Genomic DNA, 25,014 nt, shown 5'->3' on the forward strand with positions numbered 1-25,014 from the left:
TTTAGCTGAGTGCGCCAAGATAATTCATCTTACCCACCGCCAGGCCGCGGCTGCGCAGGATGTCGTGCGCCGTCGTCACGTGGAAGAAGAAGTTCGGCAGCGCGAATTTCGCCAGATAATCTTCACCTTTGAAAACGATCTTGTTGCCTCCCGGCGTGACCGTCACTTCCCGCGTCTCGCTTCCTTCCATCGTCGCCGGGGTGATCGTCGCCAGGAAATCCTGTGTTTTCTTCAGACGTTCGCGCAGGTCTGCGACGGTCGTCTCGTTATCTTCGAAACGCGGTGCATCGATGCCGGCGAGACGGGAAATGGTAAGCTTCGCCGTATCGGAAGCGCGCTGATATTGGCCGGAAAGCGGCAGCATGTCGTCGATCAGCCGCGCGGAAACGAGCTCCTCCGCCTCAATGCTTTTTTCCGCCGCATGGGCTTCGATCTTGTCCAGATAGGCCGAAAGGTTTTGCAGGCCGCGTTGAAAGATCGGGACCGAGAAACTGTACATTGAGGGCATGCGTGTTCTCCATTGCGGGGCCGCGGCGCGGCCGTTTGATTTGCCGACATTCTACTCCGTTCCCATGTCGATGGAATAACCGTTCCATGGTGTCGGCGCCCGTATGTAGGGTTTGGCCGCCGTTTCTTACAGCAGCAGAGACGAGAAACTCGTCGTGGCCCGCGCCCCTTTCGGGGGCGAGAATTTGCTGTTGACCTTTGTCTTGAAAAATGGAATGAATATTCCGGATAAAGAATTTTACGGTTTGTTTGTTCCGTTTTCGATATGGCTGCCATGGGAGTGACAGCCGATTGAGTAAAGGCCCCGCGGTCGAAACCGGGGGCTCCGGCATTTAGGAGGGGTGTGGCCGGGCACCGTATCTGGGAGGAAGACATGAAGAAATTTATCCTTGGCTCTGCGATGGCGCTTCTGCTGTCGACCGCTGCCCACGCCCAAACCATCGGCGTTTCGATGGCTCTGTTCGACGACAACTTTCTGACCGTTTTGCGCAATGGCATGCAGGATTACGCAAAGGACAAGGGCGTCACCCTGCAGGTTGAAGACGCGCAGAACGATATCGCCAAGCAGCAGAGCCAGATCCAGAACTTCATCGCCAGTAAGGTCGATGCCATCATCGTGAATCCGGTCGATACCGACGCGACGGCCGCGATTTCCAAGCTTGCCGCCGATGCCAAGATCCCGCTCGTCTACGTCAACCGCGAGCCGGCAAACGTCGACAGCCTTCCGGACAAGCAGGCTTTCGTCGCCTCCAACGAACAGGAATCCGGTACGCTGGAGGCCAAGGAAGTCTGCCGGTTGCTGGGCGGCAAGGGCAAGGCCGTCATCATGATGGGCGAGCTTTCCAACCAGGCTGCCCGCATGCGCACCAAGGACGTCCATGATGTCGTGGCGACCGATGAGTGCAAGGGCATCAAGATCGTTCAGGAGCAGACCGCCAACTGGCAGCGCACCCAGGGTGCCGACCTGATGACCAACTGGCTCTCCAGTGGCATCGAATTCGATGCCGTCATCTCCAACAATGACGAAATGGCGATCGGCGCCATCCAGGCGCTGAAGGCGTCCGGCAAGTCGCTGGACAAGATCATCGTTGCCGGCGTCGACGCCACGCAGGATGCGCTTGCCGCCATGCAGGCCGGCGACCTGAAGGTCACCGTGTTCCAGGATGCTGCCGGCCAGGGCAAGGGTGCAGTGGACGCCGCACTAAAGCTCGCCAAGGGCGATAAGATCGAGAAAAAGGTCTACATCCCCTTCCAGCTCGTCACGCCGACCAACGTCAAGGACTTCGTCAAGAAGAACTGAGGACGAAAGTGATCGACGGATGCGGGCCGTAAAGCCCGCATCCCTTGAAATCCGATCTGCCCGGGAGGGAAAAATGGTTGTGAGCCCATCCACCATGGCGGCGGTGCGCGCCAGCGGCGTTGTCCCCAATGCCACCTATCTGCTGAGCGCCGAAGGCATCCGCAAGGAATTTCCCGGCGTGGTCGCCCTGGACGACGTTTCCTTCCGCCTGAAGCGCGGGACGGTGCATGCGCTGATGGGGGAGAATGGCGCGGGCAAGTCGACGCTGATGAAGATCCTTGCCGGCATTTATATTCCCGATCAGGGCGAGGTACGTCTCAAGGGCGTCGAAATCCGGCTGAAGTCACCGCTCGACGCGCTGGAAAACGGCATTGCCATGATCCATCAGGAACTGAACCTGATGCCCTTCATGACGGTTGCCGAGAACATCTGGATCCGGCGTGAGCCGAAGAACCGGTTCGGTCTCGTCGATCACGCGGAGATGAGCCGCAAGACCGAGGAGCTCTTCCAGCGCCTCAACATTTCCATCGATCCCGAGATCCAGGTCCGTGAGCTTTCCGTCGCGAGCCGGCAGATGGTCGAAATTGCCAAGGCGGTCTCTTATAATTCCGACGTGCTGATCATGGATGAGCCGACCTCGGCTCTGACGGAGCGTGAGGTGGCGCATTTATTCCAGATCATCCGCGATCTGCGCGCCCAGGGCATCGGCATCGTCTATATCACCCACAAGATGAATGAGCTGTTCGAGATTGCCGACGAATTCTCGGTTTTCCGCGACGGCAAATATATCGGCACGCACGCTTCGACCGATGTGACCCGCGACGATATCATCCGCATGATGGTCGGCCGCGAGATCACGCAGATGTTCCCGAAGGAAGAGGTGCCGATCGGCGAAACCGTGCTGTCGGTCAAGGATCTGAGCCTCGATGGCGTCTTCTCCAATGTTTCCTTCGACGTCAGGGCTGGTGAAATTCTCGGCGTTGCCGGGCTTGTCGGATCGGGCCGGTCGAATGTTGCCGAAACCATCTTCGGCGTGACGCCCGCCTCGTCCGGCACGATCGAGCTTTTCGGCAAGAAGACCGAGATTTCCTCGCCGGCCGCAGCGATCCGCCACCGCATGGCCTTCCTCACGGAAGACCGCAAGGATACGGGCTGCCTTCTCATCCTCAGCGTGCTGGAGAACATGCAGGTCGCGGTGCTGCATGACCAGTTCGTGCGCGGCGGTTTCGTGCAGGAAGGCGCGATCGAAGAGGCCTGCGAGGAGATGGCTAGAAAGTTGCGCGTCAAGACGCCGAACCTTGATGAGCGCATCGAAAATCTTTCCGGCGGCAATCAGCAGAAGGCGCTGATCGGCCGGTGGATGCTCACCAATCCCCGCATTCTGATCCTGGACGAGCCGACGCGCGGCATCGATGTCGGCGCCAAGGCGGAGATCCATCGTCTCGTCACCGAAATGGCGCGCAACGGCGTCGCCGTGATCATGATCTCCTCGGAAATGCCCGAGGTGCTCGGCATGAGCGACCGCATCATGGTCATGCATGAAGGACGGGTCACCGGCTTCCTGGATCGCGCGGATGCAACTCAAGTGAAGGTGATGGAGCTGGCCGCGCAGTGACGCCGCCAATCATCGCAAGGGAGGACTGAACCATGGTTAGCAAAGTTGCAGAGGCGGCCGCTCCGGCAGTCACACGGCCAAAAAGGCGCCGCGTGCCGCCCGAACTCGGCATCTTCTTGGTGCTGATCGGCATCGCGCTTCTCTGCGAGATCCTCGGTTGGATCTTCGTCGGCCAGAGCTTCCTGATGAACCTGCAGCGCCTGAAGATCATGATCCTGCAGGTGTCGGTCATCGGCATCATCTCGGTTGGCGTGACGCAGGTCATCATCACGGGCGGCATCGATCTGTCGTCAGGATCCGTCGTCGGGCTGACCGCCATGGTTGCCGCGAGCTTCGCACAGTCGTCGACATGGGCGCGCGCCGTCTATCCCGCGCTGACCGATATGCCCTTCTTCGTGCCGATCGGCATTGGCCTGCTGATCGGTCTTCTTGCCGGCTTTATCAACGGGCAGCTGATCACGAAGACGAAGATTCCGCCCTTCATCGCGACGCTTGGTATGATGGTCTCAGCCCGCGGCCTGTCCAAGCTCTACACCAAGGGCCAGCCGATCTCGGGCCTCACAGATCAGTTCAATTTCATCGGCTCCGGCATCTGGCCCGTCATCGTCTTCCTGATTATCGCGATCGCCTTCCACATCGTGCTGCGCTATACGCGCTACGGCAAGTTCACCTACGCGATCGGCGCCAACGTGCAGGCGGCGCGCGTGTCTGGCATCAATGTCGAGGCGCATCTGGTCAAGGTCTATGCGATCGCCGGGCTTCTGGCGGGCCTTGCGGGCATCATCACCGCCGCCCGCGTGCAGACGGCGCAGGCCGGCATGGGCGTCAATTATGAGCTGGATGCGATCGCGGCTGCTGTCATCGGCGGCACGTCGCTGACCGGCGGCGTCGGCCGCATCGCCGGTACCGTGATCGGCACCGTCATTCTCGGTGTGATGATCTCCGGCTTCACCTTCCTCAACGTCGATGCCTATTACCAGGAAATCGCCAAGGGCTTCATCATCGTCGCGGCCGTTGCCATCGACGTCTACCGCCAGAAGAAGCGGGCCAAGCGCTGAAATGCCCGACACATCATCAGCGTTGTAAAGCATGCCTTCAAGGCGGGGTGTTTGCCCCGCCTTTTTCCATTCGAATATGCAGTTCCATGCAAATGCAAATTTTTTTCATTTGGGTATGGCGAATCCTGTCAGCTTTTCTATTCTGGCCGCTTTCCATTCGCTCACTCGAGCGCTTCGTCCGGGATAGACAATGCAAGCCGTATTCGATGGTCACAACGACGTTCTCTTGAGGCTCTGGCATCACGCGCGCGACGGCGCCGATCCGGTTGCCGAATTCAGGGATGGGACGTCGAGCGGCCATATCGATGCCCCGCGAGCGCGTGCTGGGGCTTTGGCCGGCGGCCTCTGCGCCATTTACATTCCGTCGGGCGATCTCGTCTTTGCCGATCCCGATAGCAATGGCCACTATGCCACGCCTTTGGCGGCTCCGCTGGAACGTGCGCCTTCCCTCGACATCGCGCTGGAAATGGCGGCGATCGCGCTGAGGCTCGATCGCGCCGGTGCCTGGAAACTCTGCCGTTCCACCGCCGAGATCCGCGATTGCATGGAGAAAAGAATTTTCGCGGCCGTGATGCATATGGAAGGCTGCGAAGCGATCGACGCCGATCTCGTCGCGCTTGAAACCTTCTATGCGGCCGGCCTGCGTTCGCTCGGCCCTGTCTGGAGCCGCAACAACGTCTTTGCCCATGGTGTGCCCTTCGCCTATCCGAGCTCCCCGGACACGGGACCTGGCCTGACCGACGCCGGCTTTGCGCTAGTCCGCGCCTGCAACCAGCTCGGCATCCTGGTCGATCTCGCCCACATCACCGAGAAAGGCTTCTGGGATGTGGCGAAGACCTCGGACCAGCCGCTGGTCGCCAGCCACTCCAATGCGCATGCGCTGACGCCTGTCGCGCGCAACCTCACCGACAAGCAGCTCGATGCCATCAAGGAGAGCCGCGGCATCGTTGGCCTCAACTATGCGACGGCGATGTTGCGCGACGATGCGCGCTCGGATGCCGATACGCCGCTCGAGGCGATGGTGCGGCATGTCGATCATCTCGTCGGCCGCCTTGGCATCGATTGCGTCGGCCTCGGATCGGATTTCGACGGCGCCACGATTCCAGCTGAGATCGGCGATGCCGCAGGCAATCAGAAGCTGATTGAAGCCCTTCGGAACGCTGGTTATGGTGAGGCCGATCTTGTAAAGCTGTGCAGGGAGAACTGGCTTCGCGTCCTGGCGTCCGCTTGGAAGGAAGGCAGCCGTTCGAGTGCGTCCTGAATATTGCGTAGAGTTTAAAAAAGGGGAATGAAAACAATGATGATGACCAAGATGAACCGCGGTTTGCGCGCACTGTCTGCCGGCGTGGCTCTCTCGCTTCTGCTGATGGCGGCGCCGAACGCTTATGCCGCGACGCCCAAGGACACGCTGGTCGAGGGCTTTGCCTTCGATGATATTCTGAGCATGGATCCGGCCGAAGCCTATGAACTGTCGGCTGCGGAAATCACCGGCAACACCTATAGCCTGCTGGTCCGTCTCGACATCAACGACACGTCCAAGATCAAGGGTGACCTCGCCGAGAGCTGGTCGGTTTCCGACGATCATCTGACCTATACGTTCAAGTTGAGGCCCGGCCTGAAGTTCGCGTCCGGCAATCCGATCACGGCTGAAGACGTTGCATGGTCCTTCGAGCGTGTCGTCAAGCTTAACAAGAGCCCGGCCTTCATTCTCACGCAGTTCGGCATCACGGGCGACAACGTGACGGAGAAGGCCAAGGCAACCGATGCGAACACCTTCACCTTTACCGTCGACAAGCCCTATGCGCCGAGCTTCGTACTGAACTGCCTGACGGCAACCGTTGCCGAAGTGGTCGACAAGAAGCTGGTCCTGCAGCATGTAAAGCCGGCAACGCCGACTGCCGATTACAAATATGACAACGACTTCGGCAACAGCTGGCTGAAGACCGGCTTTGCCGGTTCCGGTCCGTTCAAGCTGCGTGAATGGCGCGCCAACGAGGCCGTCGTATTGGAGCGCAATGACAATTACTACGGCGAAAAGGCGAAGCTGAACCGCGTTATCTATCGTTTCATGAAGGAAAGCTCGGCACAGCGCCTGGCGCTTGAAAACGGCGATATCGATATCGCGCGTAACCTGTCTCCGACCGACCTCCAGGCTGTCGAGAAGAACGCGCAGCTCGCTTCGACCAGCGCGCCGAAGGGCACCATCTACTATATGAGCCTCAACCAGAAGAACGCCAATCTGGCCAAGCCGGAAGTACAGCAGGCGTTCAAGTATCTGGTCGATTACGACGCCATCGGCAAGACGCTGATCAAGGGTATCGGCGAGATCCATCAGACTTTCGAACCGAAGGGCATGCTTGGCTCTCTGGATGAGAATCCGTTCAAGCTCGACGTCGCCAAGGCCAAGGAATTGCTGGCCAAGGCAGGCCTGCCCAACGGCTTCTCGATCACCATGGACGTGCGCAGCATCGAGCCGGATACGGGCATCGCGACCGCGATCCAGCAGACGCTCGGCCAGGCTGGCATCAAGGTGGAGATCATCCCTGGTGACGGCAAGCAGAAGCTGACGAAGTATCGTGCCCGCAACCACGATATCTACTTCGGCAACTGGGGCCCGGATTATTGGGACCCCCATTCCAACGCCGATACCTTCACCACCAACGACGACAATTCCGATACCAGCAGCAACAAGACGCTGGTCTGGCGCAACACCTGGACCACTCCCGAACTGGAGAAGCTCGCCAAGGCTGCGCTCTTCGAAGGCGATGCGGCCAAGCGTGGCGCCATGTATCAGGACATCCAGAAGAAATTCCTGGAAGCAAGCCCCTTCATCATCCTCTATCAGCAGACGGAAGTCGCCGGCTATCGCAAGGACGTGAAGGACTTCAAGCTTGGTCCGAGCTTCGACAACAACTTCGTCTGGCCGATCTCCAAGTGATGATCCGGCAGGACTAGGTCTTTGAGCACTGTCGAACGGAAAATGCAGGTGCGGCCCAAGAAGGGCCGTGCCGCTCCCTTTTTCATGGGGCTACTACGATTCCTCGTCGTGGCCGTCACCACCTATCTTGGTCTTCTGGCCGTCACCTTCTTCATCGGACGCGTCATACCGATCGATCCGGCGCTGGCGATCGCCGGCGATCATGCGCCGCAGCAGATACTGGAGCGCCTGCGGCGCGAGATGCATCTCGACCAGCCGCTTTATCTGCAGTTCTATTATTACCTCGTGAGCGCGCTCAGCGGCGATTTCGGTACGTCGGTTCTGACAACCAATCCGGTCATGGATGACATCAGGCGCGTCTTTCCGGCGACGATGGAGCTTGCGACGGTCGGCACGATCATCGGGGCCTTGTTCGGGGTTCCCTTCGGCGTACTTGCCGCGGTGCGCCGCAACAGCTTCATCGACCAGATCGTCCGCGTGATCGGCCTCGTCGGCTATTCCGTGCCAGTCTTCTGGCTGGCTATGGTTTCGCTCGTCATCTTCTATGCGAAGCTGAACTGGGTGGCCTATCCCGGCCGCATCGACATCGCCTTCGAATATAGTTTCACGCCGATTACAGGCTTTTTCCTGCTCGACAGCGCTCTGCAGGGGCAATGGGATGTCTTCTGGGACGTCTTCCGGCACATCATCCTGCCGGCGTCGCTGCTCGGCTATTTCTCGCTTGCCTATATCAGCCGCATGACCCGCAGCTTCATGCTGAACGAACTGGGCCAGGAATATATCGTGGCGGCCCGCGCCAAGGGGCTTTCTGAAACGCGGGTAATCTGGGGGCATGCCCTGCGCAGCGCCGCCGTGCCGCTGATCACGGTAATCGCGCTCTCCTATGCCGGGCTACTCGAGGGATCCGTGCTGACGGAGATCGTCTTCTCCTGGCCGGGCATCGGCTTCTACATCACCAGCTCGCTGCGCAATGCCGACATGAATGCCGTTCTCGGCGGCACGATCGTCGTCGGCACGGTGTTCATCGGCATCAATCTGATTTCCGATCTTCTGTATCGGACGCTCGACCCAAGGACCCGACGCAAATGACTGTCGAGACCACCCAACCCACCTTGAGGGACTGGCTGCTCTCCGATCGGCCACAGTCGCGCCGGCAGGCGAGGCTAGGGCGCGCCTATGTCACGTGGCGGCAGTTTTCCGCCAATCGCCTGGCCGTGATCGGGCTCCTCATCATTATCGCCCTCGTGCTGGTGGCAGCACTTGCCGATGTCATCGCACCGCATTCGCCCGTGATCGGCGACCTGACCAATGCCTATCTGAAGCCCCCCGGCACGCCGGGCTATCTTCTCGGCACCGACGATCTCGGGCGCGATATCCTTTCGCGCCTCATCTACGGGTCGCGCTGGACGCTTTATATCGTCGTTCTGGTCGCGATCATCTCGGCGCCGATCGGGCTCATTATCGGCATGGTGTCGGGCTATCTCGGCGGCTGGGTCGATGTAATCCTGATGCGCATCACCGATATCTTCCTTGCCTTTCCGAAGCTGGTGCTGGCGCTTGCCTTCGCCGGCGCGCTCGGCGCGGGCATCGAGAATGCGGTCATTGCGATCGCCATCACCTCATGGCCACCCTATGCGCGCCTGGCGCGGGCCGAGACGATGACGGTGCGGCGTTCGGACTATATCGCCGCCGTGCAGCTTATGGGTGCCTCGCCGCTGCGCATCATCTTCCGCCATGTCATGCCGCTCTGCATTTCCTCGGTGATCGTCCGCGTCACGCTCGACATGGCCGGCGTCATCCTAACGGCCGCCGGTCTCGGTTTCCTCGGGCTCGGCGCGCAGCCGCCGCTGCCCGAATGGGGGGTGATGATTGCAAGTGGCTTCAAATACTATCTCGATCAATGGTGGGTGGCGGCCATGCCGGGCATTGCGATCCTCATCGTCAGCCTCGGCTTCAATCTGCTCGGCGACGGCCTGCGCGATGCGCTCGATCCGAAGGAGAGCGGGCAATGACGACACTTTTGACCGTGGAGAACCTCAAAGTTCGCTATCCGACCCGTACTGGCGTCATCGATGCCGTGCGCGGCGTGTCCTTCACGCTCGGCCGCGAGCGTCTTGGCATCGTCGGCGAGAGCGGCTCCGGCAAATCGCAGACCGGCCGCGCCATCATGGGGCTGACGCCGCCGCATGGCCTCGTCACCGCCGACAGGCTCAATTTCAGCGGCATCGACCTCCTATCGATTTCGGCCAGGGAACGCCGCTCGCTGCGCGGCAAGCGCATCGCCATGGTGCTTCAGGACCCGAAATATTCGCTCGACCCGGTCATGACCATCGGCCGACAGATCACTGAGACCCTGCGTACGCATGAGAAGGTGAGCAAGGCCGAGGCGCGGGACCGCGCCATGGCCATGCTGGAAGCCGTGCAGATCCGCGATCCGGGTCGTGTCTACGACCTGCACCCGCACGAGGTTTCGGGCGGCATGGGCCAGCGCGTCATGATCGCCATGATGCTGATCGCCGGACCGGAGCTTTTGATTGCCGATGAGCCGACTTCGGCGCTCGACGTCACCGTCCAGCTTGATGTCCTCAGGATCATGGACAAGCTCGTCTCCGAGCGTGGCATGGGGCTGATTTTCGTCTCGCACGACCTGCGGCTGGTGTCGTCTTTCTGCGACCGGGTGATCGTCATGTATGCAGGTAAGGTCGTGGAAGAACTTAAGGCTTCCGAATTGAACAATGCCCAGCATCCCTATACGCGCGGCCTGCTGAACTGCATGCCCGTCATCGGCGAAAACCGGCATCCGCTGCCGGTGCTCGACCGCAAGCCGGAGTGGGCGGCATGACGACAGCACTCGTAGTTGATGGCCTCAGTGTCGTCTATGACGGTTATTATGCGCTCGATGCCGTCGGCGTCGAGGTCAACAAGGGCGAATCCTTCGGCCTGGTCGGCGAGTCCGGTTCCGGAAAGTCGACGTTGCTGCGCGCCGTTGCCGGTCTTGCGCCCATCACGGACGGCAAGATCCAGGTTGGCGGCGAGCAGCTGAAGGGCGCCAGGCGCAGCAAGGCCTTCTATCGCCAGGTGCAGATGGTGTTCCAGGATCCCTACGGCTCCCTGCATCCGCGCCAGACGATCGACCGGCTGCTGCTGGAGCCTCTGTCGATCCATGGGATCGGCGATGCCGAAACCCGGATCGCGAGAGCGTTGGATGAGGTGGGCCTCGGAACAGGTTTTCGCTTCCGCTATCCGCACCAGCTCTCCGGCGGGCAGCGCCAGCGCGTCGCCATTGCCCGCGCACTGATCGTCGAACCGTCGATCCTGCTGCTCGACGAGCCGACCTCGGCGCTCGATGCTTCGGTGCAGGCCGAAGTTCTGAACCTGCTCGAACAGGTGCGCAAGGACCGCCATCTTACTTTCGTGATGGTGAGCCACGATCTCGGCGTCGTCACCCACATGTGCGAGCGACTGGCCGTCATGCGCAACGGCGCTGTCGTCGAGAGATTGACCGCCAAGGAGCTTTCGGCGGGTGACGTGAAGGAAGATTACACGCGCAATCTGATGATCGCCAGCAAGGGGTTCGTCCGCGGCTAAGCGGGCGGCACCTTGCGCCTTCGCCGCATTAACGAATGGGGCGGTTAAACACGACCAATCGTATAGACTATTGACACCTGCCGCAATTCTGTCATGATCTCGTTAATGGCAGTTAACTTTCGTGATCCCGACGACGGGTCAGACGTTAAGTGGAGGCAGGCATGTTTTTCATGGGTGGCATGACCATGGGCTATCTTCATCCGCCGGTGCCGGCGAAACAGGAAGGTGCACGGTCCGCCTCTCTTTCCGACGAAAACAGCCGCCGTCAGGCCGGATCTGCCGAAGAGCAGACGGCCGATACCAGCGCCATCGAGCGTAGCTTGATTTGGGCCCGCCGCATTCTCTGCTGATTAGGCGTTGCCGATCTTTCGGGTCCTTGACTTCAAATGGTTTAATTTTTCTCGGCTCGCGTTCTGGACGGAAATTCATCTCTACCTAATTGATAGGATATGTATGAATATCCGTCCCGGGTTTGACCTGAGAGACATATAAGAAACGAACGGAGGCGACACATGGCGAATTTGGGTATTTCGAATACGCATGTGAATCAGTTCGATGGTTCCAAGCGCGCTGCGAATACGCGGCAAAAGATTCAAACGGCTGTTCACGTCGTCCTGTTTTCGGCTGCATTCCTCTTTGTCGCGGCCATTGTTTGCGGCATCGTCGTTTAAGGTGGTGCCTTTGGAAGCGGCAGGGAATACTGCCGCTTGTTTGGCCGATTTCTCGGCGACCCCCGGTAAATTCCACTTCGTTTTCCTGGCATCATTTTGCCGCGCAAAGAAATTTGCTCGGCCGATAGAATGTGCCGTGTGAAAACAGTAAACTTCCCCCAACATACGTTCGCGTAAGCGGTTGGCGCGTTGCCATTCGGCGGCTCGGCTGGTCGCCATGCTATTGCGTATTGTCTCTCTTTCCGGAGTGAAGGCGAATCGCTGTGATGGCATGACAGGGAGGATGTGTCTTGGCCCTGCGGGGTTGCCATTAACAGGCAGGTATGGGCTCAGTTCTGCGCAGCTTCGAAAAGCGATGCGCTCCGACAGGAATTTGCGAATCTTTTTATGGGGTTCAGTTTAAGTTCATCTTCTGCGGGATATGGAGGATTCAATATGCCGAACCATGCTGAATTTCCGAAACGGGATGAATCAGCCTAGGGAGAATGCCTCATGACCTTGATCGATTGTCGTTGACCTCTGCGGATCGCTGCCGGAACCATTTGGTCGCGTATCCAGTTTCACGGACACCCTTTTGGAGGATGACGAATAGTCGCCGCAATCTTTAAGAACGCCCCGTGAAAATCTTCGCCTGTATAAGTTTGTTCTAAGCCGTCACTTCGAATTCACCCCCTTCGCCCGCCGGGAAGCGAAGCAAAAGGGTCCAAATGCGTGAATTCTTGCGTCGGGCAGGGCAAAAACGATAAAGGCGACAATGCCACTCACTCTGTTTGGACCCAGAACCCGAATCCATGACATCTCAAAATCTCTCCACCGTTACGCCGCGCGATTCTGATGCCAAGCAGATCGATCATAATGATGCGATCCGCGCCGCCTATTTTTCCAATGAGCAGATAAAGGAATGCGGCGCGGCCTTCGCCCGCAATGGCGCGAAAACCAAGCTGCCAGGCTTTGCGCCCTTTGATTTCTTCGCCCGGCACAAGGAAAACGAGAAAGAGATCCTGCGCGTCTATCGCTCGGCCAATGCCGATGTCGATGCGGGGGAATCGATCACGCCGGCGGCTGAATGGCTGCTCGACAACCACTACATCATCGAAGAGGCCATTCAGGAAGTCCGCCGCGATTTTCCGAAGAAGTTTTATGACCAGCTGCAGACGCTGACCATCGACGGCATGGTTATGCCGCGCACCATGGCGCTTGCCTGGCTCTACGTCGCCCACACGCATAGCACCGTATCCAATCAGGGCCTGCTGGCGCTCGTGGAAGGTTTCCAGTCGGTGGAGATGCTGAAAATCGGCGAGCTTTGGGCCGTTCCCTCGCTGGTGCGGTATATCCTGGTTGAAAACCTTCGCCGCATTTCGAGCCGCGTCGAGCAGAGCCGTATCACCCGCAAGAAGGCGAATGCCGCCGTCGACGAACTGATCCGTCTTAACGACGACGCCAAGGTCGCGGAGTTCCTGAAGACGCTTGAGCCCTATACCTCGGACAATACCTTCGCCACGCAGTTCCTCTACCGTCTGCGCGACGGCTCGCATACGTCGGGCCTCGCCGTCACCTGGCTTGAAAAGCGGCTTGCCGAGGCGGGCACCGACGCCGAAAGCGTCATGATGGCCGAGCATAATCGCCTGTCATCCGGCAATGTGACGATGGGCAACATCATCAAGAGCCTGCGTCTCATCGACGATACCGATTGGTCCGTCTGGGTCGAAGAGGTCAGCGCCGTCGACAAGCTGCTCTGGGACGAGACCGACTACGCCAAGCTCGATCCCGGCTCGCGCAACAGCTATCGCCGCCGTATCGAAAAGCTCGCGCGCCGTTGCGACAAGACCGAAATGGAAATTGCCCAGATCGCCATGGCGATGACCGAAGCCGCCAAGGCATCGGGCGAAGGGCAGGCACGTGAGCCGAATATCGGCGACTTCATCATGGGCCAGCAGACGCAGAAGCTGGAAAAGGCAATCGGCTATCGTGTGCCCCTTTCGGTGAGTTTCGTGCGTCAGTGGCGCAAGCTCAATTGGCTGTCGATCGCGGCGCCGGTGCTGTTCCTGACCGTCGTGGCCCTCGGTATCGTCGGCTATTTCATGCTGCATGCCGGCATGGGGTGGGCCGAGACTATCCTCTTGCTGCTGATGTTCTCGCTGCCGGCATCGGAAGGCGCCACCGGCCTCTTCAATTTCTTCGTCACCATGTATCTGACGCCGGCGCGTCTGGTCGGTTACGAATTCAAGGAAGGCATTCCGCAAGAGGCCCGTACGCTGGTCGTCGTGCCGACGCTGATCGGCAACCGCGACAGTGTCGACGAGCTCGTGCGCAATCTCGAGGTCCATTATCTCGCCAATCCGCGCGGCGAAGTCTATTACGCGCTGCTCAGCGACTGGCCTGACAGCCAGGAGGAAGAGAGCGAGCGCGATCTGGAAATCCTCGATTATGCCCGCCGCGAAGTCGCCAATCTCGCTGCCCGCTATGACGAGGATGGTGTCCAGCGCTTCTATCTGCTGCATCGCCGCCGCCTCTACAATCCGTCCGAAGGCGCCTGGATGGGCTGGGAGCGCAAGCGCGGCAAGCTGCACGAGCTGAACATGCTGCTGCGCGGCGACCGCGATACCACTTTCCTGCCCGGCGCCAATATCGTGCCGAAGGACGTTCAGTATGTCATGACGCTCGATTCCGATACGCGCCTGGTGCGCGATACGGTGACGAAGCTCGTCGGAAAGCTGCATCACCCGATCAATCGTCCGGTTTTTGATCCCGAGAGCAAGCGCGTCGTGCGCGGCTACGGCGTGCTGCAGCCGCGCGTTACTCCGTCCTTGACCACCGGCAAGGATGCGTCGGTCTTCCAGCGCGTCTTCTCGGTCAACCGCGGTCTCGACCCATACGTCTTCGCCGTTTCCGACGTCTATCAGGATCTGGTGGAAGAAGGCACCTTCACCGGCAAGGGCCTCTATCATGTCGATGCCTTCGAAGCGTCGCTAAAAGGCAAGATCGACGAAAACGCCGTCCTCAGCCACGATCTGCTCGAAGGCTCGATGGCGCGCTGCGCCCTCGTCACCGACTGCGAGCTGGTCGAAGATTTCCCGATCCGCTACGAAGTCGAGGTCTCGCGCCAGCATCGCTGGGCGCGTGGTGACTGGCAGCTGCTTCCCTATCTCTTCAACCCCAAGCGCGGCGTCACCGGCCTCGGCCGCTGGAAGATGATGGACAATCTGCGTCGCTCGCTGACGCCGATCGCCTGGTTCTTCGCCTCCGTGCTCGGTTGGTACTTCATGGAGCCGCTGGCGGCGCTCATCTGGCAAATCCTGCTGATCTTCTGCCTGTTCGTCGCCCCGACGCTGTCGCTCATCAACGGCATCATTCCGCGCAGCAGCGATATCGTCGCCCGCGCCCATCTCTATACGGTCTGGTCGGATATCCGCGCCGCCAATGCACAGGTCGCATTGCGTATCGTCTTCATCGCCGATGGCGCCTGCGTCATGGCCGATGCCATCGGCCGTTCGCTTTATCGTGCCTTCGTCAGCCGCAAGCTGATGCTGCAATGGCGAACCGCAGCAAGCGCCCAGGCCGCGGCACAGACGACGATCCTCGGCCATTACCGCGTCATGTGGCATGCGCCAGTGCTTGCGCTGCTGGCACTTGCCTTCGCGTCGCTTTCCGGCAACAACGCCTTCTTCGTCGGCATTCCCTTTGCACTGCTCTGGGTCCTGTCGCCGGCGATCGCCTGGTATGTCAGCCAGTCGGCCGAGACCGAAGATCGGCTGGAAGTGCCGGAAAGCGTTTCGTTCGAACTGCGCAAGATCGCGCGGCGCACCTGGCGCTATTTCGAAACTTTCGTCGTCGAACAGCAAAACCATCTGCCGCCTGATAACGTGCAGCAGACGCCGAATGCCGTCGTGGCATCTCGGACGTCGCCGACCAATATCGGTGTCTACCTTCTGTCGGTCATCTCGGCGCGCCATTTCGGCTGGACCTCCTTCGAGGAAACCATCGATCGCATGGAAAAGACCATGGCGACCGTGGCGAAGCTCGAAAAGTTCCGCGGGCACCTGTGCAACTGGTATCATACCGACACGCTGAAGCCGATGGGCGCGCGCTACATCTCGGCTGTCGACAGCGGCAATTTCGCCGGCCATCTGATCGCTGTCTCGTCCGCTTGCCGCATCTGGGCGGAAGCGCCATCAGCGCATATGCAGGGCAATCTCGACGGTATCGGCGACGTCGCCGGCATTCTCGCCGAAACCCTTGCCGAGCTTCCGGATGACCGCAAGACGGTGCGCCCGCTGCGTCGCCGCCTGGAAGAGCGCATCGGCGGCTTCCAGAACGCGCTTGCTGCCGTCAAGCGCGAGCATGAATTCGCCTCGATCCGCGTCATCAACCTGTCGGTTCTGGCGCAGGACATCCAGAAGCTTGCGGCAAACCTCGACCATGAGGTGAAGTCGACCCAGAGCGGCGAGGTGCTCACCTGGTCGCAGTCGCTGGTCAAGGTCTGCGAGGGCCATATCGCCGACAGCATCTTCGATCTCGCCAATGTGGATTCGCTGCGCCAGCGTCTGGCGAAGTTGCGTGACCAGATGCGCGAACTCGCCTTCGGCATGGAATACGCCTTCCTCTATCGTCCGGAACGGCGCCTGCTTTCCATCGGCTTCCGCGTCGAAACCAATGAGCTCGATGCCGCCTGCTACGACCTTCTGGCCTCCGAAGCACGCCTCACCAGCCTTTTCGCCATCGCCAAGGGCGATTTGCCGACGGAGCACTGGTATCGCCTCGGCCGCCAGGTCGTGCCTGTCGGTTCGCGTGGTGCGTTGGTCTCCTGGTCCGGCTCGATGTTCGAATATCTGATGCCGCCGCTCGTCATGCAGGAGCGCCAGGGCGGTATCCTCAACCAGACGAATAATCTGGTCGTGCAGGAGCAGATGAACTACGCCAAGCGCCTTGGCTCCGATATCCCCTGGGGTATTTCGGAAGCGGCCTTCAACGCCCGCGACCACTATATGCACTACCAGTACACCAATTTCGGCGTGCCTTCGCTCGGCCTCAAGCGCGGCCTCGGCCAGAACGCCGTCATCGCGCCTTATGCCTCGATCCTCGCCAGCCAGTATCGCCCGGCTGCGGCGCTCGAAAACCTGCAGAAATTGCGCAAGGTGGGCGCGCTCGGCATCTACGGCTTCCATGATGCCGTCGATTTCACGCCGACCCGCGTTCCCGAAGGCAAGAAGTGCGCGGTGGTCTACAACTACTATGCACACCATCACGGCATGTCGATCGCCGCGATCGCCAACGTCGCCTTCAACGGCCGCCTGCGCGAGCTCTTCCATGCCGATCCGGTGATCGAAGCGGCCGAACTGCTACTGCAGGAAAAAGCGCCGCGCGATATTCCGGTCATGGCCGCCAAGCATGAGAGCGACCAGCCGGCCAATATCCAGGAAGACATGCTGCGTCCGGAAATCCGCAAGATCGCCGATCCGGCGTCGCAGGATCGCGAGCTCGCCTTCCTTTCCAACGGTCATTATTCGGTCATGCTGACCGCGACCGGCGCGGGCTATTCGCGCTGGAACGGCCTGAGCGTCTCGCGCTGGCGCGCCGATCCGACGGAAGACCGCTGGGGCACCTTCATCTTCCTGCGCGATACCGCCTCCGGCCAATGGTGGTCGGCGACCGCGGAACCGCGCAGCATCGAAGGGGAAAAGGCCAAGGTCGCCTTCAGCGATGAAAAGGTCGAATACAACAAGACGGTCGGCGATCTCACCAGTGATGTGGAGTGCATCGTTGCCACCGAGCATGATGCCGAAGGCCGCCGTGTGACGCTGCTCAACATGGGCACGGAGGACCGCTTCATCGAAGTGACCTCCTATCTGGAGCCGGCCCTTGCGAGTGACGACGTCGATTCCGGTCACCCGGTCTTCACGCGCATGTTCGTGCGCACCGAGATCGGCAACAGCGGCGACGTGATCCGCGCCGAGCGCAACAAGCGCGACTACAACGAGCAGGATATATCGGTCGCCCATCTGGTCGTCGACAATGCAGGCTCGGAGCGTCCGACCGAATTCGAAACCGATCGACGCAAATTCCTCGGCCGCGGCCGCACGATTTCCGAAGCCGCGGCCTTCGATCCCGGCGCGACGCTCTCCGGCACGGACGGCTTCACCATGGATGCCTGCCTGTCGCTGCGTCGCGTCGTGCGCGTTCCCGCCGGCAAGAAGGTCAGCATCATCTTCTGGACCATTGCCGCGCCGAACCGCGAGGAAGTCGACAAGGCCGTCGAGCGCTACCGCAATCCCGACACCTTCGGCATCGAGCTGACGCAGGCGTGGACCCGCACGCAGATGCAGATGCGCCATGTCGGCGTTACCTCGCAGCAGGCGGCCGCCTTCCAGAAGCTCGCCCGCTATCTGGTCTATCCGGACATGCACCTGCGCGCCGACGGCGCCACCGTGCAGGCCGGCCTGCATTCGCAGTCCGCGCTCTGGCCGGTGACGATCTCGGGCGATTTCCCGATCTTCACCCTGCGCATCAACGACGATATCGACCTCGAAATCGCCCGGGAAGCGCTGATGGCGGCGGAATATCTGCGTTCACGCGGCATCAGCGCCGATCTGGTGATCGTCAACGAGCGCGCTGTCGAGCAGGCTCAGGACATGCAGCGCGAGCTGGACAAGCTCGTCGAGCACGTCCGTCACAACCAGGGCGACGGTCTCAGGCAGAACATCTTCTCGGTTCGCAAGGACCAGATCGAAAACGAGACCTACCAGGAGATCCTTGCCGCATCGCGGGTGATCTTCCATGCCCGCAACGGCAAGCTCGTCGATCAGATCGCGCGCGCGGCGACGCTTTTTGCCTCGACCCAGTCCGATGAAACGACGCCGGTCAATCGTCTCTCCGTACCGGTCACGCCACAGGATTCCGTTTTTGCGGCCGAGCCTATCGAGGCGCAGGACGATCTCGATTTCTGGAACGGTTACGGCGGCTTCGCCAAGGACGGTCGCGAATATGTCGTGCGTCTGCCGGGCGGTCAGTCGACGCCGCATCCGTGGATCAACGTCATCTCGAACGAGCGCTTCGGCTTCCACGTTCCCGCCGAAGGCGGCGGCTTCACCTGGAGCCACAATTCGCGCGACTATCAGCTGACGCCCTGGACCAACGACATGGTCATCAACCGTCCGGGCGAGGCGCTCTACGTCGCCGACCTCGATAGCAGTAAGGTCATGACGCCCTATGCCGGCCTGTCGCGCAATGCGAAGGTCCGTTTCGAGGCGCGTCACGGTCTCGGCTACTCCGTCTTCTCAAGCGAAGACGATGGCGTGGCGCTGGAGCTAACGCAGACCGTCGATCGCGAGCGCCCGGTCAAGCTCTTCCGTCTGCGGCTCAGCAACAAGGGCGCCGGCAGCCGGCGGCTGCGGATCTACAATTATGCGGAATGGGTGCTCGGCACCAATCAGAACAAGACCAGGCCCTTCATCCTGTCGACACTGGATGAGGAGACGGGTGCGTTGTTTGCCAACAACGCCTACAGCATCGATTACTTCAAGCGGACCGCCTTCATGGCGGCGAGCGAGACGCATTCGAGCTTCTCGGCAAGCCGCCGCGAGTTCATCGGCCGCCATGGCACGATCCAGATGCCGGAAGCCGTCGTGACGGCTGCCGCGCTCTCGAACTCGACCGATCTCGACGGCGATCCCTGCGGCGCTCTGGCCTTCGATGTGACCATCGCCCCCGGCGAGCAGAAGGAAATCTGCTTCTATATGGGCGATACGGCGACCGTCGAGGAAGCCCGCGCGCTGGTTTCGGAAATCCGCAAGGCCGATTTCGAGGCCGTGCTTTCGGCAGGTCGGGAGTTCTGGGACGGCTTCACCGGCCATGTGAAGATCTCGACGCCGGACAAGGCGATGAACAACATGATCAATGCCTGGCTGCCCTATCAGAGTCTCGGCTGCCGTATCATGTCGCGTACCGCCTTCTACCAGTCGTCGGGTGCCTTCGGCTTCCGCGACCAGCTGCAGGATACGCTGGCATTCCTGGTGCATAGGCCGGAGCTTGCCCGCAACCAGATCCTCAATGCGGCCCAGCGTCAGTTCCGCGAAGGCGACGTGCAGCATTGGTGGCTGCCGGGCAGCGGCGCCGGTGTGCGTACGCATATCTCGGACGACGTCGTCTGGCTTGCCTATGCCATCGACCAGTACTGCACGGTAACGGGCGACAAGTCGCTCCTCGATGAGGAACTTGCCTTCGTCGAAGGTGCGGCGCTGATGCCCGGCACGCATGACGTCTTCTACCAGCCGACCGTGTCGCAGGACAAAGTCAGCGTCTACGAGCATGCGGCTCTGGCTCTCGATCTCGCGATCAAGCGCAAGGGCGGTAATGGCCTGCCGCTGATCCTCGGCGGCGACTGGAACGACGGCATGAACCGCGTCGGCATCCAGGGTCGCGGCGAAAGCGTCTGGCTTGGCTGGTTCCTTGCCGGCATGCTAACCGCATTCCTGCCCTATGCCGAAGCACGCGGCGACAAGGATCGCGTCAAGCGCTGGTCCGACCATCTGCCGGAACTGCGCAAGGCGTTGGAATCGGCGGGCTGGGACGGCGGTCATTATCGCCGCGGCTATTTCGACGATGGCAGCCCGCTCGGCTCTAGCGAGAATTTCGAGTGCCAGATCGATTCGATCGCGCAGTCCTGGAACATTCTCTCCGGCGAAGGCGACAGGGCGCGCGGCGAGAAGGCGATGAATGCTGTGCTCGACAAGCTGGTGGACGATGAAAACCGTATCATCCGGCTGTTCACGCCGCCCTTCGCCAAGTCGGCGCGCGATCCGGGCTACATCAAGTCCTATCCGCCCGGTGTGCGCGAAAATGGCGGCCAGTACACTCACGCGGCCACCTGGGTGGTCATGGCGCTGGCAGAAATGAATCGCGGCGACGATGCCTGGCATTGCTTCGACATGCTAAACCCGATCAACCATGCACGCGATCGTGATCAGGCCGATACCTATCGTGTAGAGCCCTATGTGGTCGCTGCTGATATCTACGGCGAAGGACAGTTGACGGGCCGTGGCGGCTGGACCTGGTATACGGGATCCGCCGGCTGGCTCTATCGCGTCGCTGTCGAAGGCATTCTCGGCATCCGGGTGAAAAACGGACGACTTTTCGTCAAGCCGGCATTGCCTTCGAACTGGGATGGTTTTGCGGCAGATATCGAACTGCCGAGCGGAAATTACCGTATTTCCGTCTCAAAAGCGCCCGATGCGACGGGATACTCGGTCACTATCAATGACAGGGCGGTCGCCCATCCCGAAGAGGGCTTTCCGATCGGACAGTAGCGTTTCTGCACTGCTTCGCTTCGACGATCGGGGCCAAAGGGGGAACTCTTTGGCCCCGATTGCATTTGAGTGTCGGAACAGGAGAGTTTGATGAATTCGAGGGCGCAGATGAGCCTGGCACCGGCGCAACGGGTGAGCGTGCCGAAGCCGGTCTCGCAGAGGGATACCCGACTGGATGTTCTCAGAGCCCTGGCTCTGATCATGATCTTCATCAACCATGTGCCGGGGCAGATCTTCGAGGATTTGACCTCCAAGAATTTCGGCTTCTCCGATGGCGCCGAAGCCTTTGTGCTGATTTCCGGCATGTCGGTCGGCCTTGCCTATGGAACGAGATTTCTTCCGGGTAATCGGCTGAAGATGGCATGGAAGGCGATCAAGCGGGCCTTCACGCTTTATACGGCGCATATGATCACGACCTTCGTGACGCTGGTGCTCTTCATCTCCGGCGCGTGGATTTTCCACCAGAAGGGCCTGCTTTGCGAAGTGAATATCCTGGCTCTGCTGATGGATCCGGCGCGCGGCATTCCCGCGCTACTGACGCTCGGACATCAGATCGGCTACAACAATATTCTTCCGATGTACGGCGCCCTGTTCCTCATGTTGCCGCTGATCATGCTGCTGGAGGCGAGGAGCCCCCTGCTTCTGCTCGCTATTTCGGTCGGCGTCTGGCTGGTATCCGGCATCTATTACATCGCGCCGCACACGACGCTACTTGATGGTTTCTGGTTCCTCAATCCGCTATCCTGGCAGCTGCTTTTCGTTATCGGCTTCATTGCCAGCATGCATGTCAAGCGCGGCGGGAAAATCCCCGCCCATCCGGTTCTGATCGCGCTCGCCTGTGCCTATGTGCTCGTGTCCTTCATCTGGGTGACCGACAAGCTATGGATACTCGGCGACTACCTCGCCATGCTCGGCCTGCCGACCGTCGTCACCGGCTTCGACAAGACCTTCCTGTCGCTGCCGCGGCTGCTGCATGTTCTGGCGCTCGCCTATCTGATCGTCAGTATCCCCGCCATTTCGGCGTTCCTGCGCCGTTCGACGAACCACCCGCTGACGATCCTCGGGCGGCATTCGCTGAACATCTTCGTTGCGGGCACCATCCTCGCCATGGCCGGCCAGGTTCTTCTCTACGTGACCAACAAGAGCCCCGTCGTCGGTGCCATCTATGTCGTCTTCGGCATCACCGCACAATTCCTCTATGCCTACCATCTCGAGCATAAGAGGCTTCAGCTTGCTGGCCAGAGCACGGCGAAAGCACCGGCGAGGCCGGTCGCCATGCCTGCTCATTTCGTGAAGCGTCACTGAGGGCTCAGCCGCGCCGCGTGCCTGCGCGGGTCGGTCTATCGATCTTTCCGCAGTCGCCGAGGGAGCGGCGGCTCGATTAACTGGATCGGCACTGACAATTGGATGGGCCTGCTTAAGCTTCGGGTGCAAGTTCTGATCCGATACCGAACGGGGCCGGCCCTAACTCCAGTCGGCATTCGTCCGTATTGACCTCCGATCAGAAAACGGAAAGACCCGGTTTTCCCGCCGGGCCTTTCTTCGTGTTTGATGGCTGTGTTTTCCGGAGTTGGGTTTGTTGCAGGCAAAGCCCCTTGCCCTAGCTCTCTCCCATTGAAAAGGGGTTATCGCACAGGCGGGACGAGCACCGGAAATTTCTGGTTTAGGCAGCGATTCAACTGATTTTAGGGACAAAGCCAATTCCGAACCCAAACAACCGACCAATCTTTTCTAAGGTTTCAAGCGTGGGGTTTGCCATACCTGATTCAATCTCGGCAACTTGGCGCCTTGTAAGTGACAGGGTTTTGGCGAATTCCTCTTGGGTCATTCCGAACCCTTTTCGTATCTCCATCACAGCATCCGGCAACCTAAGGTCCCCGTGTCGAGCACGCTCCGCCAGCCTTCGTCTGTTTTCAAGAATTTCTTCCTTCGTAGGCTTCTTCCATCGAGCCATTTAACATTCCTCTGGCATCACTGGCATGCCGCCATAACGCTATCCGCGATTTCCTTACAGCGCCCCATTGCACGCTCTAACACTTCTGGAGATGCCCCCATGCGCTTCGCCAGCTCTGGTGCGCGCTGTAGATGTTGTGCAAATGCACTGATCGAAGCCTTTAGAAGTTCCTGCTCGGCAGGAACGGGCATCAGTTCAGTGCAAATGCGTTTCCAATCCGGAAGATGGTCGCGACCACCGTCGCGCATCATGGCCCATCGGGTGGAACGGACAATCCCCTCCTTGGCGAGCCGCATAGGAGCGAAGTCAAAGAGTGGAGACAGGCGGATCGTGCCGTCCTGATGCTTGCTGAGTGCTGAATTCCGGCCGTGATTGTCGGGATTGCCGAGCGCTAGGTTAGCGATGTCGCGCTTCAGGTATTCGACTATGTCCGTGAAGGGATCGGCTGAATATTGACGCAGAACTTCGATATAGGCCTCATGCGTGCCGACATGGCCGAAATCGGCGACTCCAACCGCTGAAACCAGGCTTTCCTGTCCCAGTCGGCTCGTTCCCCCGCCTTCCATTTTCCTCCGATCGAAACGGGGAATGATCAAGACGCCTTCGGCGTAAGTCGAGGGTTCGCTGACGTTCAGACCGATCCCTTGGGCGATCCGCGAATAGAGGGCTTCGCCTTCGAGAATTAGGCGGTCCACGGGCTCGTTGCTGCGTACCAGCTTGACGATGACATGGCGCACGGCCTCATCATCGGTTACGAAACTATCAGGATAATAGAGCCCATCTTTCGCCTTGGTCATCGAGACCTTCGGCCATTCGCCTTGCAGGCCGCTTGAGCCAGAGGCGAGCATTCCAAAACGATCAGCGACTTCCATGAAACGATCTGAGCGCTCAAGAATCTCTGCTTCTGTAACGCCTTGACGCTCAACACCTCGCAATCTTTCCGTTTCGGCTTCAGCCGCTTCCTTGATGCGGATGTTGCCAATGCCACCTGTAGCTGATCGCAGAAGCAGCTGGAGATCGGAAGCGCGCGAGCCTTCCGCGAGCCCGAGGTGTTCGGCAAGCTTTCGCCTTGCATGTCCCTGGGGCATAAGATCCAAGAGGAAGGGCGGCCAGCTACGACTATATCGATTTTCGAGATCTACGGGATAACGGACCGACAAGGCGCGATGATCATGAACTGTCTTTCCGGCTGCAAATTCCGCCGATGCCATTGTAACAAAGTAGTCAAGATCGTAATCGACGATGGACGCGCCCTGAAAGCCGGCGTCGTCGTCCTTTAGCTCTAGAGTCGCAGCATAATGCCACTCACGATTAAAATGGGTTTGGAGCGTCAGGCGCATTTAATGACCCTTTCAATGGATCAATTAACGCATCTTTTTTATTTATTCAACCCATTAAAGTGGGTTGAATAATTTTTGTCAGAATTGCCAACTACCAAAAGGCGGCCGACGTTTATCGCGCGCCAGTGTTCCTACCGACAACATTCCAAAGTTGCCGTGAGCCGGGCGGAAGCTGCGGCCATGCCTTGCGTTTCACCAAGAACGTTTGGTGACTGGGTTCGTCGTGGCCTGATGCCGAAGGGTATCAAGATCGGGTCCTTGCCGCGCTGGATGTGGGAGAGATCAAGACCGCATGGCGCGCAGTTGTCGAAGGGAAAATGCTAGATGAAGAGGACGATGGCGAAACCCGTTCGACCGGATCGTCACCTATGGTGCTCGACAGCGCAATGAGCGGCACAGCGTTCCGAGCCTGTGTCGAACAGGTTCTTATGCCAACACTGAGACCCGGCGACACTATCGTGATGGGCAACCTGCCTACGCACAAAGCCGAAGGCGTGCGGCAGGCTATTGAAGTGCCGGTCGCCAGCTACTCTACCACCCCACCCAATAGCCCGGACTTTAAGCCCATCGAAAAGGCCTTCACCAAGCTTAGCGCTCCTCCGAGCAAGAGCAAAGCGCACAGTCGAAGCTCTGTGGGACGCAATCGGCGAGATCGTCGCGCTTTTCAAACTCCAAGAATGCGCCAACTACTTCACGGCGTGCGGATATGACCCCAAGCAAAATCGGCGCGCTCTAGGCAGC

17 protein-coding genes are annotated in these 25,014 nt (G+C 59.8%); 13 read left to right on the forward strand and 4 right to left on the reverse strand.

The genetic code is table 11. The features are described 5' to 3' along the window. Position 1: 1 nt before the first annotated feature. Positions 2-508 (reverse strand): DUF1993 family protein, encoded by a 507-nt coding sequence (locus FHT85_RS17815; RefSeq protein ID WP_112410939.1) that lies wholly within the window; start codon positions 506-508, stop codon positions 2-4. Positions 509-880: 372 nt separating this feature from the next. Between FHT85_RS17815 and FHT85_RS17820 the strand changes: the two genes are divergently transcribed. From FHT85_RS17820 to FHT85_RS17865, 10 genes are all read left to right on the forward strand, one after another. Beyond that, positions 881-1,807, forward strand: a complete 927-nt coding sequence (locus tag FHT85_RS17820) for a sugar ABC transporter substrate-binding protein (protein WP_112336142.1) — start codon at positions 881-883, stop codon at positions 1,805-1,807. 73 nt (positions 1,808-1,880) lie between these two features. Beyond that, positions 1,881-3,422 (forward strand): sugar ABC transporter ATP-binding protein, encoded by a 1,542-nt coding sequence (locus FHT85_RS17825; protein ID WP_112336143.1) that lies wholly within the window; start codon positions 1,881-1,883, stop codon positions 3,420-3,422. Positions 3,423-3,454: 32 nt separating this feature from the next. Then, complete coding sequence (locus FHT85_RS17830; protein ID WP_112410940.1) at positions 3,455-4,480, forward strand: ABC transporter permease; 1,026 nt, start codon at positions 3,455-3,457, stop codon at positions 4,478-4,480. Between the two features lie 190 nt (positions 4,481-4,670). Next, positions 4,671-5,741 carry a dipeptidase gene (locus FHT85_RS17835; protein ID WP_112336145.1) on the forward strand — a complete coding sequence of 357 codons (1,071 nt, stop codon included), beginning with the start codon at positions 4,671-4,673 and terminating at the stop codon, positions 5,739-5,741. A 36-nt stretch (positions 5,742-5,777) separates the two neighbouring features. After that, a complete protein-coding gene (locus tag FHT85_RS17840; protein ID WP_112410941.1) occupies positions 5,778-7,418 on the forward strand; it encodes an ABC transporter substrate-binding protein in 1,641 nt (546 codons plus the stop codon). Between the two features lie 21 nt (positions 7,419-7,439). Then, on the forward strand, positions 7,440-8,507 hold the full coding sequence (locus FHT85_RS17845) for an ABC transporter permease (protein ID WP_112410942.1): 1,068 nt from the start codon (positions 7,440-7,442) through the stop codon (positions 8,505-8,507). Beyond that, positions 8,504-9,430: an ABC transporter permease gene (locus tag FHT85_RS17850; RefSeq protein ID WP_112336148.1), complete on the forward strand. Its 927-nt coding sequence runs from the start codon at positions 8,504-8,506 to the stop codon at positions 9,428-9,430. Before FHT85_RS17845 ends, FHT85_RS17850 begins: the two co-directional genes overlap by 4 nt. After that, positions 9,427-10,260 (forward strand): ABC transporter ATP-binding protein, encoded by an 834-nt coding sequence (locus FHT85_RS17855; RefSeq protein ID WP_112336149.1) that lies wholly within the window; start codon positions 9,427-9,429, stop codon positions 10,258-10,260. Before FHT85_RS17850 ends, FHT85_RS17855 begins: the two co-directional genes overlap by 4 nt. Further along, positions 10,257-11,006, forward strand: a complete 750-nt coding sequence (locus FHT85_RS17860) for an ABC transporter ATP-binding protein (protein ID WP_112410943.1) — start codon at positions 10,257-10,259, stop codon at positions 11,004-11,006. Before FHT85_RS17855 ends, FHT85_RS17860 begins: the two co-directional genes overlap by 4 nt. A gap of 161 nt (positions 11,007-11,167) precedes the next feature. Continuing rightward, the gene (locus FHT85_RS17865; protein WP_112336151.1) at positions 11,168-11,356 is read left to right on the forward strand and encodes a hypothetical protein; all 189 of its coding nucleotides are present in this window, start codon (positions 11,168-11,170) and stop codon (positions 11,354-11,356) included. Positions 11,357-11,437: 81 nt separating this feature from the next. Here the strand turns inward: FHT85_RS17865 and FHT85_RS17870 are convergent, their stop codons facing one another. Continuing rightward, positions 11,438-11,896, reverse strand: coding sequence for a hypothetical protein (locus FHT85_RS17870; protein ID WP_162709652.1), 459 nt, complete (start codon positions 11,894-11,896; stop codon positions 11,438-11,440). Positions 11,897-12,468: 572 nt separating this feature from the next. On the opposite strand from FHT85_RS17870, the gene FHT85_RS17875 reads away from it, so the two are divergent. Then, positions 12,469-20,979: a GH36-type glycosyl hydrolase domain-containing protein gene (locus tag FHT85_RS17875; protein ID WP_112410944.1), complete on the forward strand. Its 8,511-nt coding sequence runs from the start codon at positions 12,469-12,471 to the stop codon at positions 20,977-20,979. Positions 20,980-21,069: 90 nt separating this feature from the next. Further along, positions 21,070-22,284, forward strand: coding sequence for an OpgC domain-containing protein (locus FHT85_RS17880; protein ID WP_112410945.1), 1,215 nt, complete (start codon positions 21,070-21,072; stop codon positions 22,282-22,284). Between the two features lie 370 nt (positions 22,285-22,654). Here the strand turns inward: FHT85_RS17880 and FHT85_RS17885 are convergent, their stop codons facing one another. Together FHT85_RS17885 and FHT85_RS17890 are read right to left on the reverse strand one after the other, a co-directional pair. Further along, on the reverse strand, positions 22,655-22,933 hold the full coding sequence (locus FHT85_RS17885) for a helix-turn-helix transcriptional regulator (RefSeq protein ID WP_112398140.1): 279 nt from the start codon (positions 22,931-22,933) through the stop codon (positions 22,655-22,657). A 17-nt stretch (positions 22,934-22,950) separates the two neighbouring features. Further along, positions 22,951-24,273: a type II toxin-antitoxin system HipA family toxin gene (locus FHT85_RS17890; protein WP_112410946.1), complete on the reverse strand. Its 1,323-nt coding sequence runs from the start codon at positions 24,271-24,273 to the stop codon at positions 22,951-22,953. Positions 24,274-24,659: 386 nt separating this feature from the next. Between FHT85_RS17890 and FHT85_RS17895 the strand changes: the two genes are divergently transcribed. Then, positions 24,660-24,983, forward strand: coding sequence for a transposase (locus FHT85_RS17895; protein ID WP_409527342.1), 324 nt, complete (start codon positions 24,660-24,662; stop codon positions 24,981-24,983). The last annotated feature ends 31 nt before the right edge of the window (positions 24,984-25,014 follow it).

The sequence above is a fragment of the Rhizobium sp. BK312 genome, from assembly GCF_014193605.1.
In the GTDB taxonomy this organism is placed as follows: domain Bacteria; phylum Pseudomonadota; class Alphaproteobacteria; order Rhizobiales; family Rhizobiaceae; genus Rhizobium.

Coding starts and splice junctions, on each gene's coding strand:
- FHT85_RS17835 (WP_112336145.1), top strand. CDS start 4,671: ATGCAAGCCGTATTCGATGGTCACAACGACGTTCTCTTGAGGCTCTGG.
- FHT85_RS17830 (WP_112410940.1), top strand. CDS start 3,455: ATGGTTAGCAAAGTTGCAGAGGCGGCCGCTCCGGCAGTCACACGGCCA.
- FHT85_RS17895 (WP_409527342.1), top strand. CDS start 24,660: ATGAGCGGCACAGCGTTCCGAGCCTGTGTCGAACAGGTTCTTATGCCA.
- FHT85_RS17820 (WP_112336142.1), top strand. CDS start 881: ATGAAGAAATTTATCCTTGGCTCTGCGATGGCGCTTCTGCTGTCGACC.
- FHT85_RS17860 (WP_112410943.1), top strand. CDS start 10,257: ATGACGACAGCACTCGTAGTTGATGGCCTCAGTGTCGTCTATGACGGT.
- FHT85_RS17840 (WP_112410941.1), top strand. CDS start 5,778: ATGATGATGACCAAGATGAACCGCGGTTTGCGCGCACTGTCTGCCGGC.
- FHT85_RS17825 (WP_112336143.1), top strand. CDS start 1,881: ATGGTTGTGAGCCCATCCACCATGGCGGCGGTGCGCGCCAGCGGCGTT.
- FHT85_RS17815 (WP_112410939.1), bottom strand. CDS start 508: ATGCCCTCAATGTACAGTTTCTCGGTCCCGATCTTTCAACGCGGCCTG.
- FHT85_RS17885 (WP_112398140.1), bottom strand. CDS start 22,933: ATGGCTCGATGGAAGAAGCCTACGAAGGAAGAAATTCTTGAAAACAGA.
- FHT85_RS17870 (WP_162709652.1), bottom strand. CDS start 11,896: ATGGCGACCAGCCGAGCCGCCGAATGGCAACGCGCCAACCGCTTACGC.
- FHT85_RS17880 (WP_112410945.1), top strand. CDS start 21,070: ATGAATTCGAGGGCGCAGATGAGCCTGGCACCGGCGCAACGGGTGAGC.
- FHT85_RS17850 (WP_112336148.1), top strand. CDS start 8,504: ATGACTGTCGAGACCACCCAACCCACCTTGAGGGACTGGCTGCTCTCC.
- FHT85_RS17875 (WP_112410944.1), top strand. CDS start 12,469: ATGACATCTCAAAATCTCTCCACCGTTACGCCGCGCGATTCTGATGCC.
- FHT85_RS17865 (WP_112336151.1), top strand. CDS start 11,168: ATGTTTTTCATGGGTGGCATGACCATGGGCTATCTTCATCCGCCGGTG.
- FHT85_RS17890 (WP_112410946.1), bottom strand. CDS start 24,273: ATGCGCCTGACGCTCCAAACCCATTTTAATCGTGAGTGGCATTATGCT.
- FHT85_RS17855 (WP_112336149.1), top strand. CDS start 9,427: ATGACGACACTTTTGACCGTGGAGAACCTCAAAGTTCGCTATCCGACC.